Annotated in this window: 16 protein-coding genes; 10 read left to right on the top strand and 6 right to left on the bottom strand. The window is 60.2% G+C overall.

The annotated features are described in order from the left end of the window. Positions 1–52: 52 nt before the first annotated feature. Positions 53–280, bottom strand: coding sequence for a hypothetical protein (locus QM649_RS06055; RefSeq protein WP_050059088.1), 228 nt, complete (start codon positions 278–280; stop codon positions 53–55). 587 nt (positions 281–867) lie between these two features. Here QM649_RS06055 and QM649_RS06050 point away from each other — a divergent pair. The 7 genes from QM649_RS06050 to QM649_RS06020 all read left to right on the top strand — a co-directional run bounded on the left by QM649_RS06050 (position 868) and on the right by QM649_RS06020 (position 9,300). After that, positions 868–1,968 carry a GGDEF domain-containing protein gene (locus QM649_RS06050; protein ID WP_415198124.1) on the top strand — a complete coding sequence of 367 codons (1,101 nt, stop codon included), beginning with the start codon at positions 868–870 and terminating at the stop codon, positions 1,966–1,968. A 142-nt stretch (positions 1,969–2,110) separates the two neighbouring features. Then, complete coding sequence (locus QM649_RS06045) at positions 2,111–3,040, top strand: acyl-CoA desaturase (protein ID WP_415198123.1); 930 nt, start codon at positions 2,111–2,113, stop codon at positions 3,038–3,040. Between the two features lie 92 nt (positions 3,041–3,132). Beyond that, a complete protein-coding gene (locus QM649_RS06040; protein WP_415198122.1) occupies positions 3,133–4,077 on the top strand; it encodes a sensor histidine kinase in 945 nt (314 codons plus the stop codon). After that, positions 4,074–4,844: a response regulator transcription factor gene (locus tag QM649_RS06035; RefSeq protein ID WP_415198121.1), complete on the top strand. Its 771-nt coding sequence runs from the start codon at positions 4,074–4,076 to the stop codon at positions 4,842–4,844. Before QM649_RS06040 ends, QM649_RS06035 begins: the two co-directional genes overlap by 4 nt. 50 nt (positions 4,845–4,894) lie before the next feature. Beyond that, positions 4,895–7,213 carry an LptF/LptG family permease gene (locus QM649_RS06030; protein ID WP_415198120.1) on the top strand — a complete coding sequence of 773 codons (2,319 nt, stop codon included), beginning with the start codon at positions 4,895–4,897 and terminating at the stop codon, positions 7,211–7,213. A gap of 22 nt (positions 7,214–7,235) precedes the next feature. After that, entirely contained in the window at positions 7,236–8,993 is a 1,758-nt protein-coding gene (locus tag QM649_RS06025) for an ABC transporter ATP-binding protein (protein WP_415198119.1), read from the top strand. 145 nt (positions 8,994–9,138) lie between these two features. Then, positions 9,139–9,300, top strand: a complete 162-nt coding sequence (locus QM649_RS06020; RefSeq protein WP_415198118.1) for a hypothetical protein — start codon at positions 9,139–9,141, stop codon at positions 9,298–9,300. A gap of 9 nt (positions 9,301–9,309) precedes the next feature. Here the strand turns inward: QM649_RS06020 and QM649_RS06015 are convergent, their stop codons facing one another. Next, positions 9,310–11,502 (bottom strand): thiamine pyrophosphate-dependent enzyme, encoded by a 2,193-nt coding sequence (locus tag QM649_RS06015; protein WP_415198117.1) that lies wholly within the window; start codon positions 11,500–11,502, stop codon positions 9,310–9,312. A 320-nt stretch (positions 11,503–11,822) separates the two neighbouring features. Between QM649_RS06015 and QM649_RS06010 the strand changes: the two genes are divergently transcribed. After that, complete coding sequence (locus tag QM649_RS06010) at positions 11,823–14,090, top strand: sodium-translocating pyrophosphatase (RefSeq protein WP_415198116.1); 2,268 nt, start codon at positions 11,823–11,825, stop codon at positions 14,088–14,090. A 40-nt stretch (positions 14,091–14,130) separates the two neighbouring features. Here QM649_RS06010 and QM649_RS06005 read toward each other — a convergent pair whose 3' ends face one another. From QM649_RS06005 to QM649_RS05990, 4 genes are read right to left on the bottom strand one after another with little or no spacing between them, the layout of a single operon-like run. Then, positions 14,131–14,661 (bottom strand): DinB family protein, encoded by a 531-nt coding sequence (locus tag QM649_RS06005; RefSeq protein WP_415198115.1) that lies wholly within the window; start codon positions 14,659–14,661, stop codon positions 14,131–14,133. 2 nt (positions 14,662–14,663) lie between these two features. Further along, a complete protein-coding gene (locus tag QM649_RS06000; protein ID WP_415198114.1) occupies positions 14,664–15,545 on the bottom strand; it encodes a glycine betaine ABC transporter substrate-binding protein in 882 nt (293 codons plus the stop codon). Then, positions 15,542–16,174 (bottom strand): ABC transporter permease, encoded by a 633-nt coding sequence (locus QM649_RS05995; protein ID WP_415198113.1) that lies wholly within the window; start codon positions 16,172–16,174, stop codon positions 15,542–15,544. Before QM649_RS05995 ends, QM649_RS06000 begins: the two co-directional genes overlap by 4 nt. After that, the gene (locus tag QM649_RS05990) at positions 16,171–16,971 is read right to left on the bottom strand and encodes an ATP-binding cassette domain-containing protein (protein ID WP_415198112.1); all 801 of its coding nucleotides are present in this window, start codon (positions 16,969–16,971) and stop codon (positions 16,171–16,173) included. Before QM649_RS05990 ends, QM649_RS05995 begins: the two co-directional genes overlap by 4 nt. Positions 16,972–17,033: 62 nt before the next feature. Here QM649_RS05990 and QM649_RS05985 point away from each other — a divergent pair, with 62 nt between their 5' ends. Beyond that, positions 17,034–18,419, top strand: a complete 1,386-nt coding sequence (locus QM649_RS05985) for a nicotinate phosphoribosyltransferase (protein WP_415198111.1) — start codon at positions 17,034–17,036, stop codon at positions 18,417–18,419. A 104-nt stretch (positions 18,420–18,523) separates the two neighbouring features. Then, entirely contained in the window at positions 18,524–19,639 is a 1,116-nt protein-coding gene (locus tag QM649_RS05980; RefSeq protein ID WP_415198110.1) for a hypothetical protein, read from the top strand. Positions 19,640–19,677: the final 38 nt, after the last annotated feature.

The raw sequence follows: 19,677 nt of genomic DNA, 5'->3' as shown, positions 1-19,677 counted from the left end.
AAGCCGCCACCCGAAGGTGGCGGCAGTCTGTTCCCAAATGCAATCTGACTTCTTAGAGCGTCGACTCGATCTCGAATCCCCACGCTTCCAACAACGCTTCCGGAATGTACTTCGAATTCCGGTTACGGCGGGCCCACTCACGCAAACGCGTGGAACGAACATACTGATCCGGAGTCAGCTTGAACTCCTTCACGACCTGCTCAAATGAAGTCACAGTGGGAACGACGGGACCGATCGGCTCCGGCTTGCCCCAATTTGGATTGCCACGACGCTTTGCCATCTCGTATTTTTCCTCAGCACAGTAAGGTGACGTACGAATAATCCGCGCGCACAACGTACAACCTACTTCGCGGAAAAGTCACAAACTCTATGATTATAGGGATATTTCATCCATAAATCAATAGGTGCAAGGCTGAGGGAGAGCCGATGGCCCTGGTTTCCCAGGAGCTCCGTTAACCTCTGATTTATCAATTAAATGGAACGGCAATCGCCGGACGCACCCCAGCCCGGCTGCGGCAGCGGTGGCCTGCACGCTTGCCCTTGCCAGCTGACTTCGCCGCGGTATCGATGGCCATCAGGCATTTGCTGCAAAAGATGACCTCTGAGGATGGAAGAGTTGTGTGGGACGACGCTAAACGCGTCGGATTCGCATGGGTAGTGGTGATCGATGGAAGCATAAGATGTACTCCTTGCCAGAAGTAATTGGGGGTAAATCACTTAACTGCGGCAAGGCTCGCTTACGATCAGAGCCTGGCGTGAAAGCCTGTTTGGGGAAAGTGTTGCGAAGGCAGATTGAAACGCTACGGCAGGATACTGATCCTTAAAATCAGGCTTGTCAACTCGGGACGACACGGAATTCCTATTTCGGTGTACTTTTTCCGGCTTATCCTGCCTCTCTCCCTCGATTTAGGACACATCGAAGCTCCGCTCACCCCACGCAGCACCCTCTCCGATAAAGAGCCTGTGCCGCAAGCCTCCTTCACGCTCGTGTCCCCTCCGCAACTGCTTCTGCTTGTCACCGCCAGCAGTGAGCTTGCCAATGAGATTCTCCCCGCGCTTTCGACCGGGCCGTTTCATATCCGCTGGGTCACGAACACGCAGGATGCTCTCCGGCTGGCGCTCGAAGCGGAACATCCGCTGATCCTTCTCCTCGATGAAAAGGCCCCGGGTGATATCACGGCTTCAGGCCTCATCGCCGAAATCCGCGTACGAAAGGGACCTCATGCTATCTGGACGATTCTGATGGCGGGCGATTCGAAGTGCTCGAGTTTTGACGCAGATGCTTTTATGCAGGATTGCCTGCCCCTGCCACTTCATGCAGCCGCATTTCCCTCTCGTCTCCTGGTCGCGCGGCAGGCTGTCGAACTCATGCGCCAGCTCGACCATCATCAACACGCCGCGCGCTTTCATGCCGAGCATGACTCCCTTACCGGCCTCTGGAACCGGGAGTCGTTGCTGCGGATGCTGCATACCGAAACAGACCGCGCCCAACGCCAGAGCTCGCCGCTCGCATTGGTGCTCGTCGATATCGACCACTTTTCGCAGGTCAATCTGGACTACGGATACGACAGCGGCGACAAGATTCTGCAGGAACTGGCAACGCGTTTCCGGCGGCACCTGCGCAGCTATGACATGGTGGGCCGCTGCGGAGAAGACGAGTTCCTTTTCGCGCTGCCGGCCTCCAGTTCAGAAGATGCGGCTCATTTCACGCTCCGGTTGCGCCAGACCGTCTTTGGCAAGCCCTTCCTGGTTGCGCGGGACGAGCTGACGATCAGCGCGAGCGCCGGTATCTCTCACAGCATGGGACGGACACCGCTGGTGATCCTGCGCGAAGCCGAGCGCGCGCTGGCGAATGCGAAAGTCAACGGACGCAACCGCCAGACGCTTTTTTCGGAAATCGCATTCGAGCAGACACTGCAGTCTGCTTCCGGCATACGGACGCCTTCTCTATCCGTGGTGCGCCACTAGAAGAGTCTCTCGATCGCCTCCAGGACGTCTGTTCCCTGCCCCAAATGTCGTACCGCGATTACAAAACTCTTACACCTCTTCTCACTGCGCCGCTGTTAGGGTCGAATCAGCGTATTCAATCTTCTGCGAGAGACTTACCTGCATGCCGTTTGATGTACTTGAAGAATCCGAAATCCGCACTGCCACCTCCCGCCCCATCCCTGCGGACAAGAAGCCGCAGATCAAACTCGGGCGCAAAGCACAGAGCGGTTCGATTGCATGGGCGACGACCATCGTCATGGTCCTCTTTCACATCGGAGCTGTGGCTGCACTCTTCATGCTTTCGTGGAAGGCCGTCCTCTGCTCGGTTGTGCTGTGGGTCTACTCCTCGAACATCGGCATCGGCATGTGCTATCACCGCCTGCTTACGCATCGCGGCTACAAGGTGCCGAAGTGGGTGGAGTACTTCATGACCATCGGCGCCACGCTGGCGCTCGAGGGCGGACCGATCTTCTGGGTCGCGACCCATCGCGTCCACCATCAGCTCTCCGATCACGAAGGCGATCCCCACACCCCGCACGACGGCACCTTCTGGGCTCACATCGGCTGGATTCTGTGCGGCCTCTCGCTGCATGACGAAACGGCGGTTCTCGCGCGCTACGCTCCGGATCTTGCCCGCGACAAGTTCCACGTCTGGCTCAGCAAGTGGCACTGGCTCTCGCTGGTGGTCATGGCCTTCCCGCTGTACTGGATCGCAGGCTGGTCGGGTGTCATGGTGGGAACCTTCCTCCGCGTTACCCTGGGTCTCCACGCCACCTGGCTGGTCAACTCGTGGACGCACCTCTGGGGCTCGCGCCGCTTCGAAACCAAGGATGAATCCCGCAACAGCTTCGTGCTGGCGATGTTTACGGGCGGCGAAGGCTGGCACAACAACCACCACGCGCATCCGGTTTCTGCCCGCCACGGCCTTACCTGGTGGGAGTTCGATCCTAACTACTACGGCATCCTGTTCCTCAAGAAGATTGGCCTTGCCCGCGACGTCAAGGTTGCCAACTGGGATCCTGCAAATCCCAAGCCGGCCGGTGTCGCCTGAGCAGCGCCGCCTCACAAATCAGCCCGCCCGGTACAATCAACCGAGCGGGCTTCTTCTTTGCGCTTATGAGGATCAGCGGACGAAAGCGGAACATGGTGTTGTTTATCGTGCTCGGCGCCTGCCTGGTCGGCGTAGCCATCACGCTCAACGTCACATGGATCATCCTGAACTGGCGGCGTTTCATGCCGCTGCTGCTGGGTATCCCATTTTTTGTGCTCCTGATTGCCGGCGTCGTCCTGAACACCATCTTCCTGGTGCGTGAGGTCCGCCGCAACGAGCGCCACGACGCCTTCCTGAACGCCGTGACCCACGAACTGAAGACACCTATCGCCTCCATCCGGCTTTATCTCGAGACGCTGGAGCGCCGGGAGCTGCCCGAGGACACGCGCAACAAATTCTATGGGATCATGCGCGAGGACAGCGATCGCCTCCTGGCTACGGTCGAGCAGGTGCTGAAAGCCGGCGAAGTCGGTCAGCGCTCTCGCTCCCAGCAGATGCGTGTTCCGGTGGAAATGCGCAGCCTCGTCTCTGCCTGTATCGACATCACCCGGTCGCGCAGCCACGCACAGGCGGAGTCCGGCGTGCCGCAGTCGATCACTCTTGAAGCCGGCGATCCGAGCATTCCGGTCATCGTCCGCGGCAATCCCGATGAGCTGCAAACCATCATTCTGAATGTCCTGAACAACGCGGTGAAGTATTCCTCCTCCCGCGTGGACATCCGCGTTCACCTTCGCATCGAAAACGACGCCTGGGTCATCCTGAGTGTCACGGACTCCGGCATCGGCATCCCCTCCGCTCACTTGAAGCGCATCTTCAAACGCTTCTACCGCGTACCGAACCGCAGTGTCCTGCGCACCAAGGGTACCGGCCTCGGACTCTTTCTCGTCCGTACCATCGCCCGGCAGCATGGAGGCGACGCCTTCGCCTCGAGCCCGGGCCTCGGACTCGGGGCCACAATCAGCATTCAGCTGCCACGCGTCCTCACTCCTCTGGAAGCCCCAGCGGTCACTTCGCTTCACCGGCAGGAGAGCGTGTGAGCACAGCTGCCCGCATTCTTGTCGTTGAGGATGAAACCCATCTTGCGCAGGGGCTCTCCTTCAACCTCCAGGCCGAAGGTTACGAAGTATCGATCGAAGGCGACGGCGAAGGTGCGCTGGAACGGCTTGCCGAGGACAGCTTTGACGTTGTCCTGCTTGACGCCATGCTTCCAGGCAAAAGCGGTTTTGAAGTCGTGGCCGAACTGCGCGCCCGCCAGAGTTTTGTGCCGGTGATGATCCTCACCGCCCGAGGCCGGCCGGAAGACGTCCTCCTCGGATTCGAATCCGGAGCGGATGACTATCTCACCAAGCCTTTCGACCTCTCGATCCTGCTTGCTCGCCTGAACGGCCTGCTGCGCCGCATGCAGTGGCATCGGCCAAAAGCCGAAACGCCGTCCGTGTCGTCAGCATCGCCCACCGATGTTCCGGCAAGATTCGGCTTCGACGGCCGGATCATCGATTTCGAATCGCTGGAACTCTATGCGCTCGGACGGATGACTCACCTCACGCTGATGGAAGCCGACCTGCTCCGCTACCTTATTCAGAATCGCGGCCGCATCGTCTCGCGCAAAGAGCTTCTGGAGCAGGTATGGCGCCTGCACGAGGACACGGACACCCGCGCCATCGATAATTTCATCGTCCGCCTGCGCCGCTACCTCGAAGATGAGCCGACCCGCCCGGTCTATCTCCAGACCGTTCGCGGCGTGGGATACCGTTTCCAGTCGCCCTCGGAGACCGAGGCTTCCGAGGAAATAGCGGGAGCATAACCGCAACCACCCGCCCGCGCACGATACACTGAAGACTGGACAGAAGTTACGTGCGCATCCTCACTCGCTACATCCTCAAGGAAGTGCTCTCCCACGCGCTCATTGGCGGGGCGATTTTCACCTTCGTTCTTTTCATGCCGCGCATCTACTATCTGCTTGAGCTGATAGTGCGCAACAGTTCTTCGCTGGGCGTCGTGGGGGAGATTTTCATCCTCATGCTGCCCAACATGTTCACGCTGACCATCCCCATGTCGGTGCTGGTCGGCATTCTACTGGGCCTCAGCCGTCTCGCTTCCGACAGCGAAATCACAGCCATGCGCGCCTCCGGCGTCGGAGTCTGGCGGTTTGTCGGTGTCGTGAGCACAGTCTCGATCGCCGGCTGGCTGATCGGCCTGGGCACCTCTCTCTATCTGGCCCCGGCCGCAACCTCCGCTTCGATGAAGCTGGAAGGCGATCTGCTAAATGCGCAGGCTTCTTATGAGGTTCAGCCCCGTGTTTTCTACGAAGACTTCAAGAATTACGTTCTCTATGCAGAGAATGTGCGGGCCATCTCCGGCGCGGCCGAGTGGACCCAGATTTTTCTCGCCGATCTCTCTGATCCGACGTCTCCGAAGATCACCACGGGCGCCAGCGCCACGGTCGTCGACCACAAGGGCGAGGCTGCGGTCATGCGCCTCAGGGACGGCACCGAACATCAGTCCGATCCCGATCAGCCCGATCACTACACCGTCTCCACGTTTTCGCAGACGGATCTCCCACTGCAGCTCGTGCCCCAGGAAGACTCGCACAGCACCCGCGGCGAGTCCCCGATTCTGGCTATGACCAACAGCGAACTACTCGCCCGCTCGAAGCTCAAGGGCGGAAAGTGGTACCTGCTGGAGCTGCACAAGCGTTATGCCTACCCCACGGCCTGCCTGGTCCTGATGCTGGTCGGCGTTCCGCTGGGTATTACGTCGAAGCGCGGCGGCAAGAGCGCGGGCTTTGTGCTCAGCATCGTGCTGGTCTTCCTCTACTACATCCTGTCCTATACCGGGACGGCGCTGGCTCGTCAGGGCAAGGTTTCCGTAGTCGTAGGCGCGTGGGCGGCCAATGCCATTTTCGCCATCTGCGGCGTATTTCTGCTGCGCCAGATGTCGACCGGCGGCGCGGCGCTGGCGGCGGTTAGCTCTATCGGCTCATGGTTCAAGTCTTCGACCAAGGACGAAAACGCCAGCACGAAGGGCCGTACCGCTTCGGTCCGGCTACGCAGCACGCGCGGCCACTTCCCGCTCATCCTCGACGAGTATGTGCTCAAACAGTTCATCGGCGTCTTCTGCATGGTGCTCATCACCTTCGTGATGCTGCTCCTGGTCTTCACCTTCCTCGAGCTGCTGGGCGACATCATCAAGAACCGCACGCCCCTGCTCATCGTGGGCGAATACCTGCTGAACCTCGCTCCGAGCCAGATTTACACCATCGCGCCGCTCAGCGTGCTCATTGCCGTGCTCGTGGTCTTCGGCCTCCTGAACCGCTCGAGCGAACTGACGGCGATGAAGGCCTCCGGCATCAGCCTCTATCGCATTGTTCTGCCGGTGATCGTAATCTCCGGCATCGTCGCCGCTTCCCTTTTCGCCTTTGACGAGACTTATCTGCCCAAGGCGAACCGGAAGCAGGAGGCCTTGCGCAATGTGATCAAGGGCAAGCCGCCGCAAACCATGGAGCATCCAGGACAAAACTGGATCTTCGGCCTGCAGCAGAAGGGCCAGCCCAGCCGCATCTTTTATTACGAGTACTTCGACGCCGATCAGAACACCTTCGGCAACGTAACCGTATATGAGTTCAATCGGGATACGTTCTCGCTGACCCGCCGCATCCATGCCTCCAACGCGCACTGGGAGCCACGGTTGCACGAGTGGGTCTTTGAGCACGGGTGGGATCGCAGCTTCGGTGGCGAGGAGATCAGCACCTACCACACCTTCGACGTGAACACCTTCCCGGAGATCACCGAACAGCCCCAGTACTTCAAGAAGGAAGTCCGTATCGCGACGGAAATGAACTTCGAGGAGCTGCGGCGCTATATCCACGATCTGAGCCAGAGCGGATTCGACACCATGCGTTTAAAGGTGCAGCTGAATCGCAAGCTCGCGTATCCAATTATTACGCTCGTAATGGCGGTGCTCGCCGTCCCGTTTGCGCTCACCATGGGCAAGCGAGGCTCTCTGGCCGGCATCGGCGTCGCGATTGGCGTGGCTATTGCGTATTTCGTGGTATCCGGCATGTTTGAAGCCATGGGAGACGTGAACCTGCTGCCAGCGGTGCTCGCCGCCTGGTCGCCGGATGTCATCTTTGCCCTGGCAGGCGGATACCTGCTGTTGCGCTCGTCGACATAGAGCGCGAAGGAGTTCTTGATCCATGTTTCAGCGTCTTAAACCGCTCTTCCCGTACATGCGCCGGTACTCACGCGGCTATATGTGGGGAGGCCTGGTGACAATCCTCTCGAATGCCGTGTGGATCCTCTTTCCACACGTCATCGGGTCGGCGATCGATGACCTGAATCATGGTGTGACCCGCCAGAAGATCGTCCTCTACGCTGGGCTGTTGATCGCGATCTCCCTCTCCAAGGGCGTATTCCTCTTCTTCACGCGCTGGATCATCATCGGTATCTCGCGCGACATTGAGCTGGACCTGCGCAACGATCTTTTCCTCCAGCTTGAAAAGCAGCCTGCCGCCTACTTTCAGCAGCGCCGCACCGGCGACATCATGGCGCGCATGACCAACGACCTGAATGCCGTGCGCATGCTGCTGGGGCCGGCCATTATGTACAGCGCCAACACCGTGCTCTTCTCGCTCGGCGCGCTCTACTTCCTGCTGCGCATCAGCCCATGGCTCACGCTGGTTGCACTCGTCCCGCTGCCGCTGGCTTCCATCCTTGTGCAGGCCATGGGCCGCAAGATTCACGAGCGTTTCGAGCGCATCCAGGCTATGTTCTCGGATATCTCCGCACAGGCGCAGGAGAATTTCTCTGCCGCGCGACTTATCCGCGCTTTTGCGCAGGAAGAGGCTCAGAAGCAGGCCTTCGAACGCTCCAACCGTGAATACATCCGCCGCGGTCTGCGGCTTGTGCAGTTGATGGGTATGCTCTGGCCGACGCTTGAATTCACGCTCGGTCTGGCCATGATGATCGTGCTGCTGGTCGGTGGTCACGAGGTGCTCTCACACAAGATCAGCGTGGGCAATTTCACCGCATTCGCCACCTATACCCTGATGCTGACCTGGCCAATCATCGCTCTCGGCTGGGTCGTGAATCTCTTCGAGCGCGGCACGGCATCGGTAGCTCGCATTCATGAACTGCTTGCCGAAGAGCCTACCATCGATGATCGCGACGCTCGCATCGAGTTGGCGGAAGAGCATTCGATCCAGGGTGAAATCGAGTTTCGCCACCTGACGTTCCGCTATGAAGGCAGCGCAAGACCCGTGCTGAAGGATGTCTCGTTGACAATCCCCGCAGGCTCGAGCCTCGCACTGGTTGGTCCTACCGGAGCAGGCAAGTCGTCACTGGTGAATCTGATTCCACGTCTCTACGACGCTCCGGAAGGTTCCGTTCTCATCGATGGACATCCCATCCGCGAATATCCGCTCGACACGCTGCGAGAGAGCATCGGTTTTGTGCCGCAGGAGACCTTCCTCTTCAGCGAAACGATTCGCGAAAACATCCTGCTCGGTGCGCCCGAAGCATCGGTAGAGCAGATGCTTGACGCCGCGCAGGCCGCACACATTCGCAGCGAGTTCGAAGAGTTTCCGCGGGGCTTCGAGACCGTGGTCGGAGAGCGCGGCGTCACGCTTTCTGGTGGACAGAAGCAGCGTTCCGCGATTGCCCGCGCACTGGTACGCAACCCGCGCATCCTGGTCCTCGATGATGCCCTCGCCAGCGTCGACACCTATACCGAAGAACGCATTCTTGAAGAGCTGCGCCAGAGGATGCAGGGCCGCACGACCATTCTCATTTCGCACCGCGTTTCTACGGTGCGAAACGCCGACCGCATCGCCGTGCTGGTGGGCGGCCGCATTGCCGAGCTCGGCACCCATGAGGAGCTGCTCGCTCTCGGTGGCTATTACGCCGGCCTGCATGAGAAACAACAGTTGGAAGAAGAGCTCGCCGCAGCGCGTTAAACGCTTCTCCGTGTGTGCTTTCTAGCTAGGTTCACGACAGAAGTTCGCTGAATTTGTAACTGCTGACGGGAATATATTTCATCTTGCGGCTAACCCCACGCGCACGGCAAGGCCTCCAAATCTTCAGCAGGATCGGAGGCAGACCATGATCATCATCTTCATCGTGGGTGTACTGCTACTCGTCGGGTTCGTCACCCTCATCAAGCTCACCCCACACAAAAAAGCCGGAACGGCGGAGGTACAACCTCCTGTCCATCCCGGCTCAGTGCGTCCCGGCGACGACCATCGCGCCGCCGGCTTGAATTAGCAGTCTCGCTTAGAACGCTCGCAGATCAACGATCGCCTTGTAAATATCTTCCGGCTGGGGCAGGATGACATCCTCCAGGATTGGCTGGTAGGCGACAAAGGTGTCCATAGAGGCCACGCGCTTTACCGGAGCGTCAAGATCGAGGAATAGCTCGTCCGCGATGCGCGCTGCAATCTCCGCGCCGAAGCCCCAGCTCTGCATATCTTCGTGAGCGACGATGACACGGCTCGTCTTGCGGACGCTTTCGGCAATCGCCTCCCAGTCGTACGGATTGAGCGTGCGCAGATCGAGAATCTCAGTCTGGATGCCGTGTTCGCGCTCCGCCTTCTGAGCAGCCTGCAGCGCTCTCGGGACGACTGCGCCGTAGGTCACCACTGTGAGGTCCTTGCCCTCGCGCACCTTCGCTGCCTTGCCGAAGGGGATCATGTAATCCGGCCCTGGATACGCCGCGCGGCCATAGGTTTCGCGATACAGCCGCTTGTGTTCGAGGAACAGCACCGGGTCGTCGCAACGAATCGCCGTACGCAGCAGGCCGTTCGCGTCCAACGCGTTCGACGGAAAGACCACGCGCATGCCCGGCGTATGCGTAAAGATGCTCTCACCCGACTGCGAGTGATAGACCGATCCGCCGGTAAGATAGCCGCCGATTGGAACACGAACCACCACCGGCGCAGACCAGGTTCCGTTGGAGCGCCAGCGCAGGACCGGCAGCTCATTGCGCAGCTGATGCATCGCAGGCCAGATGTAATCGAAGAACTGGATCTCGACCACGGGCTTCATGCCGCGCGCCGCCATGCCCAGAGCGCGTCCGACAATATTGGCTTCCGCCAGCGGCGAATTGAAGACGCGTTCTCCGCCGAATTCTGTCTGCAGGCCAGCAGTCAGCTTGAAGACTCCGCCCTTACCCTTCACCGCGCCCTGCTTGAGATATTCTTCGCGGGAAGCGTCGGCCACGTCTTCGCCAAAAATCACAATGCGCTCGTCGCGGCGCATTTCGTCGCGCAGGCAGGCGTTGATCAGGTCGGCCATGGTGCGCTCCTGACTGTCGGCCGTGCGTGCAGGCGCGGTCTGGAGAGCAGGCGAAGTCGGATCGTAGTCTTCCGAGTAGACGTGCTTCAGGATTGCGGCCTTCGTGGGCTCCGGCAGCGGGGCACGCACGGCGCGGTCTGCCGCCTGGCGTACTTCTTCGTCGACTTCCCGCTCCAGCTTGTTGATGCCCTCCGCATCGAGGATGCCCTCGCGCAGCAGCAGCATCTGCGTCTTCGAGAGGGGATCGCGCAGGGCGTCAGACTCGCGCTCGCTATCCGGACGGTAGAGCTTGTCATCGTCCGAGAGCGAATGCGAGTACGGCCGAATCACATGTCCGTGGATAAACGCAGGACCATTTCCTGCACGGCACCACGCCGCGGCTTCTTCAAAGGCCTTCACGCACACAACCGGGTCAGTGCCGTCGATCTCGGCGAAATGAAAGTTCGGAAAGTTCGCGACGAGCGTCGAAATATTGCCGCCAGGCGTATTGACTTCGACCGGCGTTGAGATAGCGTAGCCGTTATTTTCGACCACGAAAATAACCGGCAGCTTCGCATTCGAGGCGGTATTCAGCGACTCCCAGAACTCGCCCTGAGAGGTTGAGCCTTCACCGACCGACATATACACGACCTCATCACCGTGGAAGGTCACATCCTTCCACTGGCGATAGTCGCCCTCGTGCTTGGCTGCAATCTCGGGACGCTGGGAAAAATACCGTCCAGCTTCCGCGCAACCGACCGCGTGGAGGCACTGCGAGGCCGTGCAGGAGGACTGCGACACGATATTGTGCGCGGTGCTGCCCCAGTGCGCAGGCATCTGCCGGCCACCGCTGGCGGGATCTGCCGCTGCGCCTACGGCCTGTAACAGAAGCTCCTCCGCGGTTACGCCGAGGGCCAGGCAGAGGGCGCGGTCCCGATAGTACGGAAAGAACCAGTCGTAGCCCGGCTTGAGAACGACGCCTGCAGCCACCTGCAGTGCCTCATGGCCGGCAGCCGAAATCTGAAAGAAGATCTTTTGCTGGCGCTTCAGCAGGATTTCGCGGTCGTCTACGCGGCGCGAGAGATACATCAGCCGGTAAATCGAAACGAGCTGATCTGGGGAAAGAGATGTAGGGAGAGTCGCCGATGGCGTTGTCCTGCTCCGTTCTGATGCTGAGGCTGTACTACGCGCCATCGTTTCTCCTCTCCGGAAACTAGAAATAACCTCTTCTTTCTTACGCGAAAGGCACCCCGGTTGTACAGCACCGGGCAGGCTCCAGGAAAGTCCGCCGGATTCGCTCCCATTAGATGACGCAACAACCGTCGCCGATGCGCCTCCACCTCCTATAGAAGTTCACAAGTGATTGTCTTTCCATATCCAGCGACATTGACCGCGGTTTTCCACTCATGCTCTAATGCGCGTTCTGTCAGGGTAGAAGCCATTACGAACCGGTTTCTATTTCAGGGTGGAGCCTTGCGCAGTACAACATTTCACGCGTCATCGGGAGCGGAAGCATGCCATCTTTTTCCCCGGTAGCCTTGTGGCAGACCGGTGTTCTCTCTCCAGAGCCGATTTCCGAACACGACCAGCTTTTTCTCTGGATTGCCCTTTCCCTTGGAGTTCTGGGGCTGATTGCCGCCTTTTTCTTCGCGCGCTCCGTTCTCGGCTCTGACTCCGGCTCACCTGAAATGCGCCGCATCTCGGAGGCGATCCGGCAGGGCGCGGAAGCCTTCATGAAGCGCCAGTACAGCACCATCGCCCTGATTGCCATCGGTCTCGCAATCATCCTTTATATCGGTTACCGAATCTCCCCACTCACTGCTCCGGACGCAAACCGAGTCGTCATCAGCTTCCTGATCGGAGCCGCCTGCTCTGCGCTTTCCGGGCAAACCGGCATGTGGGTTTCGATCCGCGCCAACATCCGCACGGCCGCCGCAGCCCGAACCAGCCTCGGCAAGGCGCTCCAACTCGCTCTGCACGGCGGAGCGGTCACCGGCCTCGTCGTCGTCGGTCTCTCGCTGCTCGGCGTAGGCACTCTCTTCCTGGCCTTCGGAGGCCTTCACGATCCCCGGCACGCGCCCTACCAGCTTGTAGGCTTCGGTTTCGGCGCCTCGCTGGTCGCGCTCTTTGCACAGCTCGGAGGCGGCATCTATACCAAGGCTGCGGACGTAGGGGCCGATCTAGTCGGCAAGGTAGAGGCCGGAATCCCTGAAGATGATCCTCGCAACCCTGCGGTGATTGCCGACCTGGTCGGCGATAACGTCGGAGACTGCGCAGGTCGCGGCGCGGATATCTTTGAATCAACAGCGGCGGAAAACGTCGGCGCTATGATCCTCGGCGCTGCGCTCTATCCAGTCTTCGGGCTTAAAGGGATTCTCTTTCCACTCATCGTGCAGGCCATCAATGTGGTCGCCAGCATCATCGGAGTCAGCACCGTGCATAGCGGCGAAGACGAAGATCCGATGCATGCCCTCAATCGCGGCTACTACGTCACCACGCTCCTCGCGCTCGCGGGCTTCGCTGCCGCGATTTACTTCATGCTCGGCGCGCGCTGGTGGCTGCTGGGCAGCGGCATCTGCGGCATCGCGACCTCTTTCCTCTTCGTCCGCATTACGGAGTATTACACCGAGACGCGCTTCCGCCCCGTCCGCAACATCGCCATCGCGTCGACAACCGGCCCGGCGACCAACATCATCCAGGGCATAGCCGTGGGCATGGAGACACCGGCTATCCCGGTGGTCGTCATCTGTGCCGCGCTGCTCCTGAGCTACTGGTTCGGAGTCCGCGGGCTTGCCGACGTAACCTCGATCAACGCCTACGCGAAAGGCATCTACGGTACCGCGATCGCGACCATGGGCATGCTGTCGTCCGCAGCCTATATTCTCGCGATGGACACCTTCGGCCCCATCACCGACAACGCAGGCGGCATCATCGAGATGAGCGATCAGCCGGAGTCCGTCCGCGAGAAGACCGATAAGCTCGACGCAGCCGGCAACACGACCAAGGCTCTCACCAAGGGATACGCCATTGGCTCGGCCTCGCTCGCAGCATTCCTGCTCTTTTCCGCTTACCTGGCCACCATCCACGACATTGTGGCCCAACGGGTTGCGGCGGCGGGAGGCACCTTATCGCCCGCATGGACCTTCTCCAACGTTAATCTCGCCTCGGTTCCTGTTTTCGCAGGAGCTCTCCTCGGGGCAATGCTCACGTACCTCTTCTCCTCGCTGGCGATCAAGGCCGTTGGCCGCGCCGCACAGACCGTCATCGAGGATGTCCACGCGCAGTTCAAGGAGAATCCCGGCATCATGCAGGGCACCTCGCACCCGGACTACGGCCGCTGCGTCCGCATCGTGACGACCGCGGCCCTGAAAGAGATGGTGCTGCCCGGGATCCTGGCCGTGGGTATGCCGCTCGCCGTGGGATTGATCTTCCGCTATTTCGGTTCGGAATATAATCCCACGAACTTTGCGGACCACCCGGCAATCAACGGCCATCCGGTGAATCTCAGCGGCGCGGAAGCCGTGGCGGCGCTCCTTATGGTAGGAACCATCAGCGGCATTCTGCTGGCCATGCTCATGAACAACGGTGGCGGCGCATGGGACAACGCCAAGAAGTACATCGAGACGGGAGCCCATGGGGGCAAACGCTCCGAGGCGCACAAGGCGGCGGTCGTGGGCGATACCGTAGGTGACCCATTCAAGGACACGGCCGGGCCGTCACTTCACGTGCTCATCAAACTCCTCGCAACAGTGACCCTTGTGCTCGCACCGCTCTTCCTGTGAGCAGATGAGCAGGCCCCATTCCGGCTGAGATCGAAAGATCTCAGCCGGAAACCGCCCCACCGTTTCGAATCACCTTCGCGGTCGTTACGATCTGTCCTACGTGCCTCTGCGTGTGATCGGCAAGATGAACCAGCAAGCCGCCAATCGTTGTCGGAAGTCCCTTGCGCCCTACACTTCTCGCTTTTTCAAGATCGGCCCCGATAAACTGTCGAATTCTTGCTTCTGCAGAGTCAATCCCTGCCTGAAATTCTCGAATCAGGAGTGCGCGATCTACTTCCGGCTGATTCTCCTCCCTGAGCAAAGCAAGTTGCGTATCGCTCAGGCCCTCGCCCTCTGCATAGGTGAGCAGGCGATCGAGGCTCCGAGGAATGTGGCGCAGGTGATAGGCGATCGGCGTCAGTCCAAAAGGCGAGCCATGCAACTGCTCCGTACCCAGCCCGCCACAGGCTCGCCGAACATCTTCCCGTGCAAGGTCGAGTGCATGCAGAACGCCTCGCACTACCGCAGGCACATCCGTTCTCGTTCCCCGCAGCCACGGCTCGGGCAGATTTTCTTGAAGTATTACTTTCACTATTACAGGCCTTTCTGCTTGCGGAACTCTGACACCACGATCGCCGGATCATGATGCTCGCCATCCACCTGTTCGTTCATCGATTGCATCTCCTCTGCGGTGATCCTTCCTTTGAGCGCATCGAGCGCAACCTGGATCTGCGGCCATCGCCGCAGTGCCTCCTGCCGGATCAGCGGCACCGCCTGATAGGGCGGGAAATAGAATCGGTCGTCTGCAAGCGTCTTCAGTCCAAATGCGGCGATAGGACCATCGGTAGAATTCCCTGCGATCATGTCCACCTGGTGCGCATTCAGCGCGCGGTAGAGCAGTCCCAGATCCATCGTGCGCGGAGGACCATCGAAGCGCAGTCCGTAGGCCTTGCTCAGCCCGGGGAGTCCGTCAGGCCGCTGCTCGAATTCGTATCCGACACCGAGCTTCCACTGCGGCGTATATTTTGCGGCTTCACTCAGCGTGGAGATATCCAGCCGCTTTGCGTCGTCTCCGCGAATCACCATGGCGAATGTATTTTCGAAGCCCAGAGGCGGCCCGACCTCAACCTGGTAACGCTGCGCATAAAGCCGTGTCACCGTAGCCAGCACGGCATTTGGGTCTTTCGCGACCGGCTGTTTCAGGATCGCGGTGAGCGCAGTTCCCGTGTACTCGACATACCCATCGATTCGCCCGGCTTCGAGTGCCTGCTGGCAAATGTAGCTGCCGGCGAGATAAAAACGCCGCTCCACCTTGAGGTGAGATTTAGCTTCGATCTCCTGAGCCAGCAATTCCCCAAGTACAACCTGTTCGGTGAAGTTCTTCGCTCCAATTACCGGATAGTCGGGGCGCGGCGGCGAACAGCCCGCCAACGTAAGAAGAAACGTAACCGCAATGGCGACAAATCCGCGCTTCATGCCTTGCCGACCTGCAACCAGCGCTCCAATAGCCCCAGGCCTCCATCCGCGAGCAGGGCCAGCAACGCAGCCGGAATAGCCCCCGCCAGCACCAGCCGGTTGTCGACCGAGGCCACGCCGCGAAAAATCAGCTCGCCCAGCCCGCCTGCGCCGACGGCTGCGGCAATCGTCGCGATGCCCACGCAGGTCACCGTCGCCGTCCGCAGTCCCGCCAGAATGAACGCTGCCGCCAGCGGCAGCTCCACCTTGAACAGCCGCTGCCTCCGTGTGAGGCCCAGCGCATGCGCCACCTCGATCGTCGCGGGATCGATCCCTCGGATTCCGGCATAGGTGTTGCGGACGATGGGCAACAACGCATACGCAGTGAGCGCGACGATGGCGATCCGTGCAGCCCGCTCGCCCAGCCACGGCAACGGCAACAAAAAGCCGAACATCGCAAGCGACGGAATCGTCTGCAGCACATTCGCTAGGCCAAGCACGACCTTTGCCCAGCGCGGCGAATTCGCCAGCCATATCCCCAGCGGCACTGCAATCGCCGTTGCAAAAAGCATCGCCGCGCCCGTTAACCAAAGATGCTCGAGGCTTAACAACCAGATCTCTTCGCCGTATTGCGCGAGGAAGCTCGTCATGCGGGACCTCCCTCGCAAAATTCATTCGAGGTATGGACCTTTGCTCCGGCCGCTTCCCGCTCGCCTCGCCGGAATGCCCGCACATACGCCTGCACCGCAGGCTCCTGCGAGCCGAGGAATTCCTTCGCAGTGAGATTCGCAATCAGACGGCCTTCGGCCAGCAGCACAATGCGGTCTGCAAGGTAGAGCGCTTCATCCAGATCATGCGTTACCAGCAGAACCGTCTTCTTCACACTGCGCAGCAGTCCGCGGAGCATCTCCTGCATCTCGGCCCGCGTCAGTGGATCGAGCGCACCGAAGGGTTCGTCCATCAGCAGAAGCCGCGGCTCTGCTGCGAGCGCCCGCGCCAATCCCACACGTTGCCGTTGGCCGCCGGAGAGCTCACGCGGACGCCGCTTCGCATAGGTCTCAGGATCAAGGCCGACGGCCTTCAGCATCGCGTGGCTCCGCTCTCTGCGCTCGTGATGCGGACGGCCCTCGCATTCGAGAACCACGCCGACATTCCGCTCCACGGTGAAGTGTGGAAAGAGCCCCGCTTCCTGGATCACATAACCGATGCCGCGCCGCAGCGCGATCAGGTCCGCCGCCTGCACGTCCTCGCCGAAGACTCTCACCTGGCCGGAGGCAGGCCGAGCCATGCCGTTCACTGTACGCAGCAGCGTTGTCTTGCCGCAACCGCTGCGTCCGAGCAGCGCCGTGGTCGTCCCTTCCTCGAGAGCGAACGAGACGCCATCGAGCAGCACCCGGCCACCGGATACCGTCAACGTCACATCCCGAAACTCAATGGCTGCACTCATCGCACGCTCATGCCCGCTGCAGAACCAGCTTAAGATGGCCGTTGCAGTAAAGTGAATATACCGTGATCATCAATCTCGCCCGGCGCGCGCACAATCACAACTGGGAGCTCGATCCGATCACCCGCTCCCTGCTCGACACGGATTTCTACAAGCTTCTGATGCTGCAATTCATCTGGAAGCATTTCCCTGCCGTCGATACCTCGTTTTCGCTGATCAATCGCACGCGGCATGTCCACCTCGCCGAGGTCATTGAGCCCGAAGAGCTGCGCGCGCAGCTCGATCAGGTGCGCAAGCTCCGCTTCCGCAAGTCGGAATTAATCTGGCTCGCAGGCAACACCTTTTACGGGCGCCAGGGGATGTTCGAGCCTGCGTTTCTCGCGTGGCTCGAGAACGACTTCCACCTCTCTGATTACGAGCTCTCTGTCGTCGACGGCCAGTTCCACCTGACCTTTCACGGCCCCTGGGTGCAAACCACGATGTGGGAAATTTATATCCTCTCCATCGTGAGCGAGCTCAAGACCCGCGCCAGCCTCAAGCCGCTCAGCGAACTCGATCTCGACATTCTCTACGCGCGCGCCAAGACGCGACTCTGGGAAAAGATGGCCCGACTGCGCGGCGTGCCCGGCCTGCGTGTCTCCGATTTCGGCACCCGCCGCCGTCACAGCTTCCTCTGGCAGGAATATGTTGTCCGTGCCATGAGCGATGTTCTCGGCACGCACTTCACCGGCACATCGAACACGTACCTTGCGTACAAGCACGATCTCGAAGCGATTGGTACCAACGCCCACGAATTGCCCATGGCCATGGCTGCGATGGCAGGCAGCGACGAAGCGCTGAAGGCATCCCAATATCGCCTTCTCGATCTCTGGCAGCAGACCTACCACAAGGAACTGCTTATCCTTCTGCCGGACACCTTCGGCACCACGCAATTCCTCAAGGGCGCTCCGGACTGGGTTGCGGACTGGACCGGCCAGCGTGCCGACAGCAAGGATCCCTACACAGCCGGCGACGAATTTATTGCGTGGCTCGAGTCTCGTGGGCGCGACCCACGCCAGAAGCTTTTCATCGCATCGGACGCCCTCGATGTAGACCAGATCCTCGGCCTTCACGCGTATTTCTCCGGACGCATCCTGAGCGGCGCCACACCGGCCGACTTCCGCACCGCGGCCGACTTTGAGGATCAGAGCAAGTGGCTGCCCGAGCGGCGTATCCGCTTCAGCGCCGGATGGGGCACACTGCTGACGAATGATTTCCGCGACTGCAACCCCCAGGGGACGGAAGGCTTCGACCCCATCAGCTTAGTCTGCAAGCTGAACGATGCTGCGGGACATCCGGCGGTCAAGCTCTCGGACAACTTCGAAAAAGCGATGGGACCCGCCGCCGAGGTCGAACGCTATCAGAGAGTCTTCGGACTTGCGGGCGTGTCCCACGCTCCGGTCATCGCATAAGCCACTGCAACCTCCTTCCGCCCTGCGCCCATCCAACGCGTCAGATCGGAGAAGACGTCAGGCCCGCGTCGCACGGCATCCGGTGAAAAGGAGCAATCCACCCGATGCCGGCCCTGGTCGCGTCTATTCTCATTTCGCGTAAGCGTATCCTCCTCGGCGCTGTCTATCTGTTGGCGACGATCCAGTTTGCCTGGTGCTATTTCTGGCTCACGCATCCCTACATCAACACCGCGCTCTATGAACAAGGGCACGAGCGCATGCCCTTTCAGGGCAGGTTGCTTATGATGCTACCCATGCGCCTGTCTCACACGAGCGTGGTGCTGCGTGCCTGGGGGCATCTCTTCCGCGTTTCGAGCTTCTGGTTTCCACGGCCTGTCGCTCCGGAGGTTATCCTGCAGGCCATCATCAACGTGATCTGTCTGCTTCTGGCCGGCTATTTCACGACGCGGATCTACCGGGCTAGCTCCCGCCACGGACTGCTCACGCCGCTCGTCTATCCGCTGTTTCTGGTCGCCTGCGCCGCGACGTACGTCATGCACACGGTGCAGAATTTTCGCTTCATCTACGATCTACCCAGCCTCGCGTTTTTCTCCGCAGGACTTTATCTGCTCTACTTCCGCAGGCCTGTAGGGTGGTTCGTCGGACTCTTTCTCGTAGCGACCATCAACCGCGAAACGACGCTGCTCCTGCTCCCGCTTTTTCTTATCAACGAAGCTGTCGAGTTGCGCCCCGGCGCGAACGGCCCGATCCGCTGGCGAAAGCTCTTCGCTCCGCGCTCGCTCGCGGTGGTGCTACCGCTCAGCCTTTTCTGGATCGGCTGGCAATACTTGGTGCGCCACCATTTTGCGCACAATGCTTCCGAGTTCTATCCGCGCCTCAATTGGAACGTGAAGTCCCTTGTACTGCCGCAGGCATGGCCACAGCTGCTCTCGGCTTCCGCCTACATGCTGCTCTTTGTTATCGTCATGCATCGCCGGATCACCGACGCCCGGCTCCGCGCATGGCTGTGGATTCTTCCAGTCTGGACGCTCTTTATGTTCGTCTACGGCATCCTGGTGGAAACCCGTGTCTTCGGCGAGTTAATCCCCTACACGGTCTGCTGCTCCACGCTGATCCTGGAGCAGATTCTGCTTGCCCGGCTGCATGACGCCCGCCCGGCGCTCGCGGCATGGAATACCGGGCGACCCGTCGAAACACCCCGCATCGGCAGAGTCGCCTGAAATGAAAACAGCCGGGCTTTCACCCGGCTGTTTTCAGA

Source organism: Silvibacterium sp. (assembly GCF_047605705.1).
In the GTDB taxonomy this organism is placed as follows: Bacteria; Acidobacteriota; Terriglobia; order Terriglobales; family Acidobacteriaceae; genus Silvibacterium.
This window is presented reverse-complemented; position numbering and strand designations above follow the sequence as displayed.

Bases quoted from the DNA above. Each gene is read 5' to 3' on its own strand.
- QM649_RS06055 (WP_050059088.1), bottom strand. From the start codon at position 280: ATGGCAAAGCGTCGTGGCAATCCAAATTGGGGCAAGCCGGAGCCGATC.
- QM649_RS06045 (WP_415198123.1), top strand. From the start codon at position 2,111: ATGCCGTTTGATGTACTTGAAGAATCCGAAATCCGCACTGCCACCTCC.
- QM649_RS06040 (WP_415198122.1), top strand. From the start codon at position 3,133: ATGGTGTTGTTTATCGTGCTCGGCGCCTGCCTGGTCGGCGTAGCCATC.
- QM649_RS06025 (WP_415198119.1), top strand. From the start codon at position 7,236: ATGTTTCAGCGTCTTAAACCGCTCTTCCCGTACATGCGCCGGTACTCA.
- QM649_RS06020 (WP_415198118.1), top strand. From the start codon at position 9,139: ATGATCATCATCTTCATCGTGGGTGTACTGCTACTCGTCGGGTTCGTC.
- QM649_RS06015 (WP_415198117.1), bottom strand. From the start codon at position 11,502: ATGGCGCGTAGTACAGCCTCAGCATCAGAACGGAGCAGGACAACGCCA.
- QM649_RS06010 (WP_415198116.1), top strand. From the start codon at position 11,823: ATGCCATCTTTTTCCCCGGTAGCCTTGTGGCAGACCGGTGTTCTCTCT.
- QM649_RS06000 (WP_415198114.1), bottom strand. From the start codon at position 15,545: ATGAAGCGCGGATTTGTCGCCATTGCGGTTACGTTTCTTCTTACGTTG.
- QM649_RS05995 (WP_415198113.1), bottom strand. From the start codon at position 16,174: ATGACGAGCTTCCTCGCGCAATACGGCGAAGAGATCTGGTTGTTAAGC.
- QM649_RS05990 (WP_415198112.1), bottom strand. From the start codon at position 16,971: ATGAGTGCAGCCATTGAGTTTCGGGATGTGACGTTGACGGTATCCGGT.
- QM649_RS05980 (WP_415198110.1), top strand. From the start codon at position 18,524: ATGCCGGCCCTGGTCGCGTCTATTCTCATTTCGCGTAAGCGTATCCTC.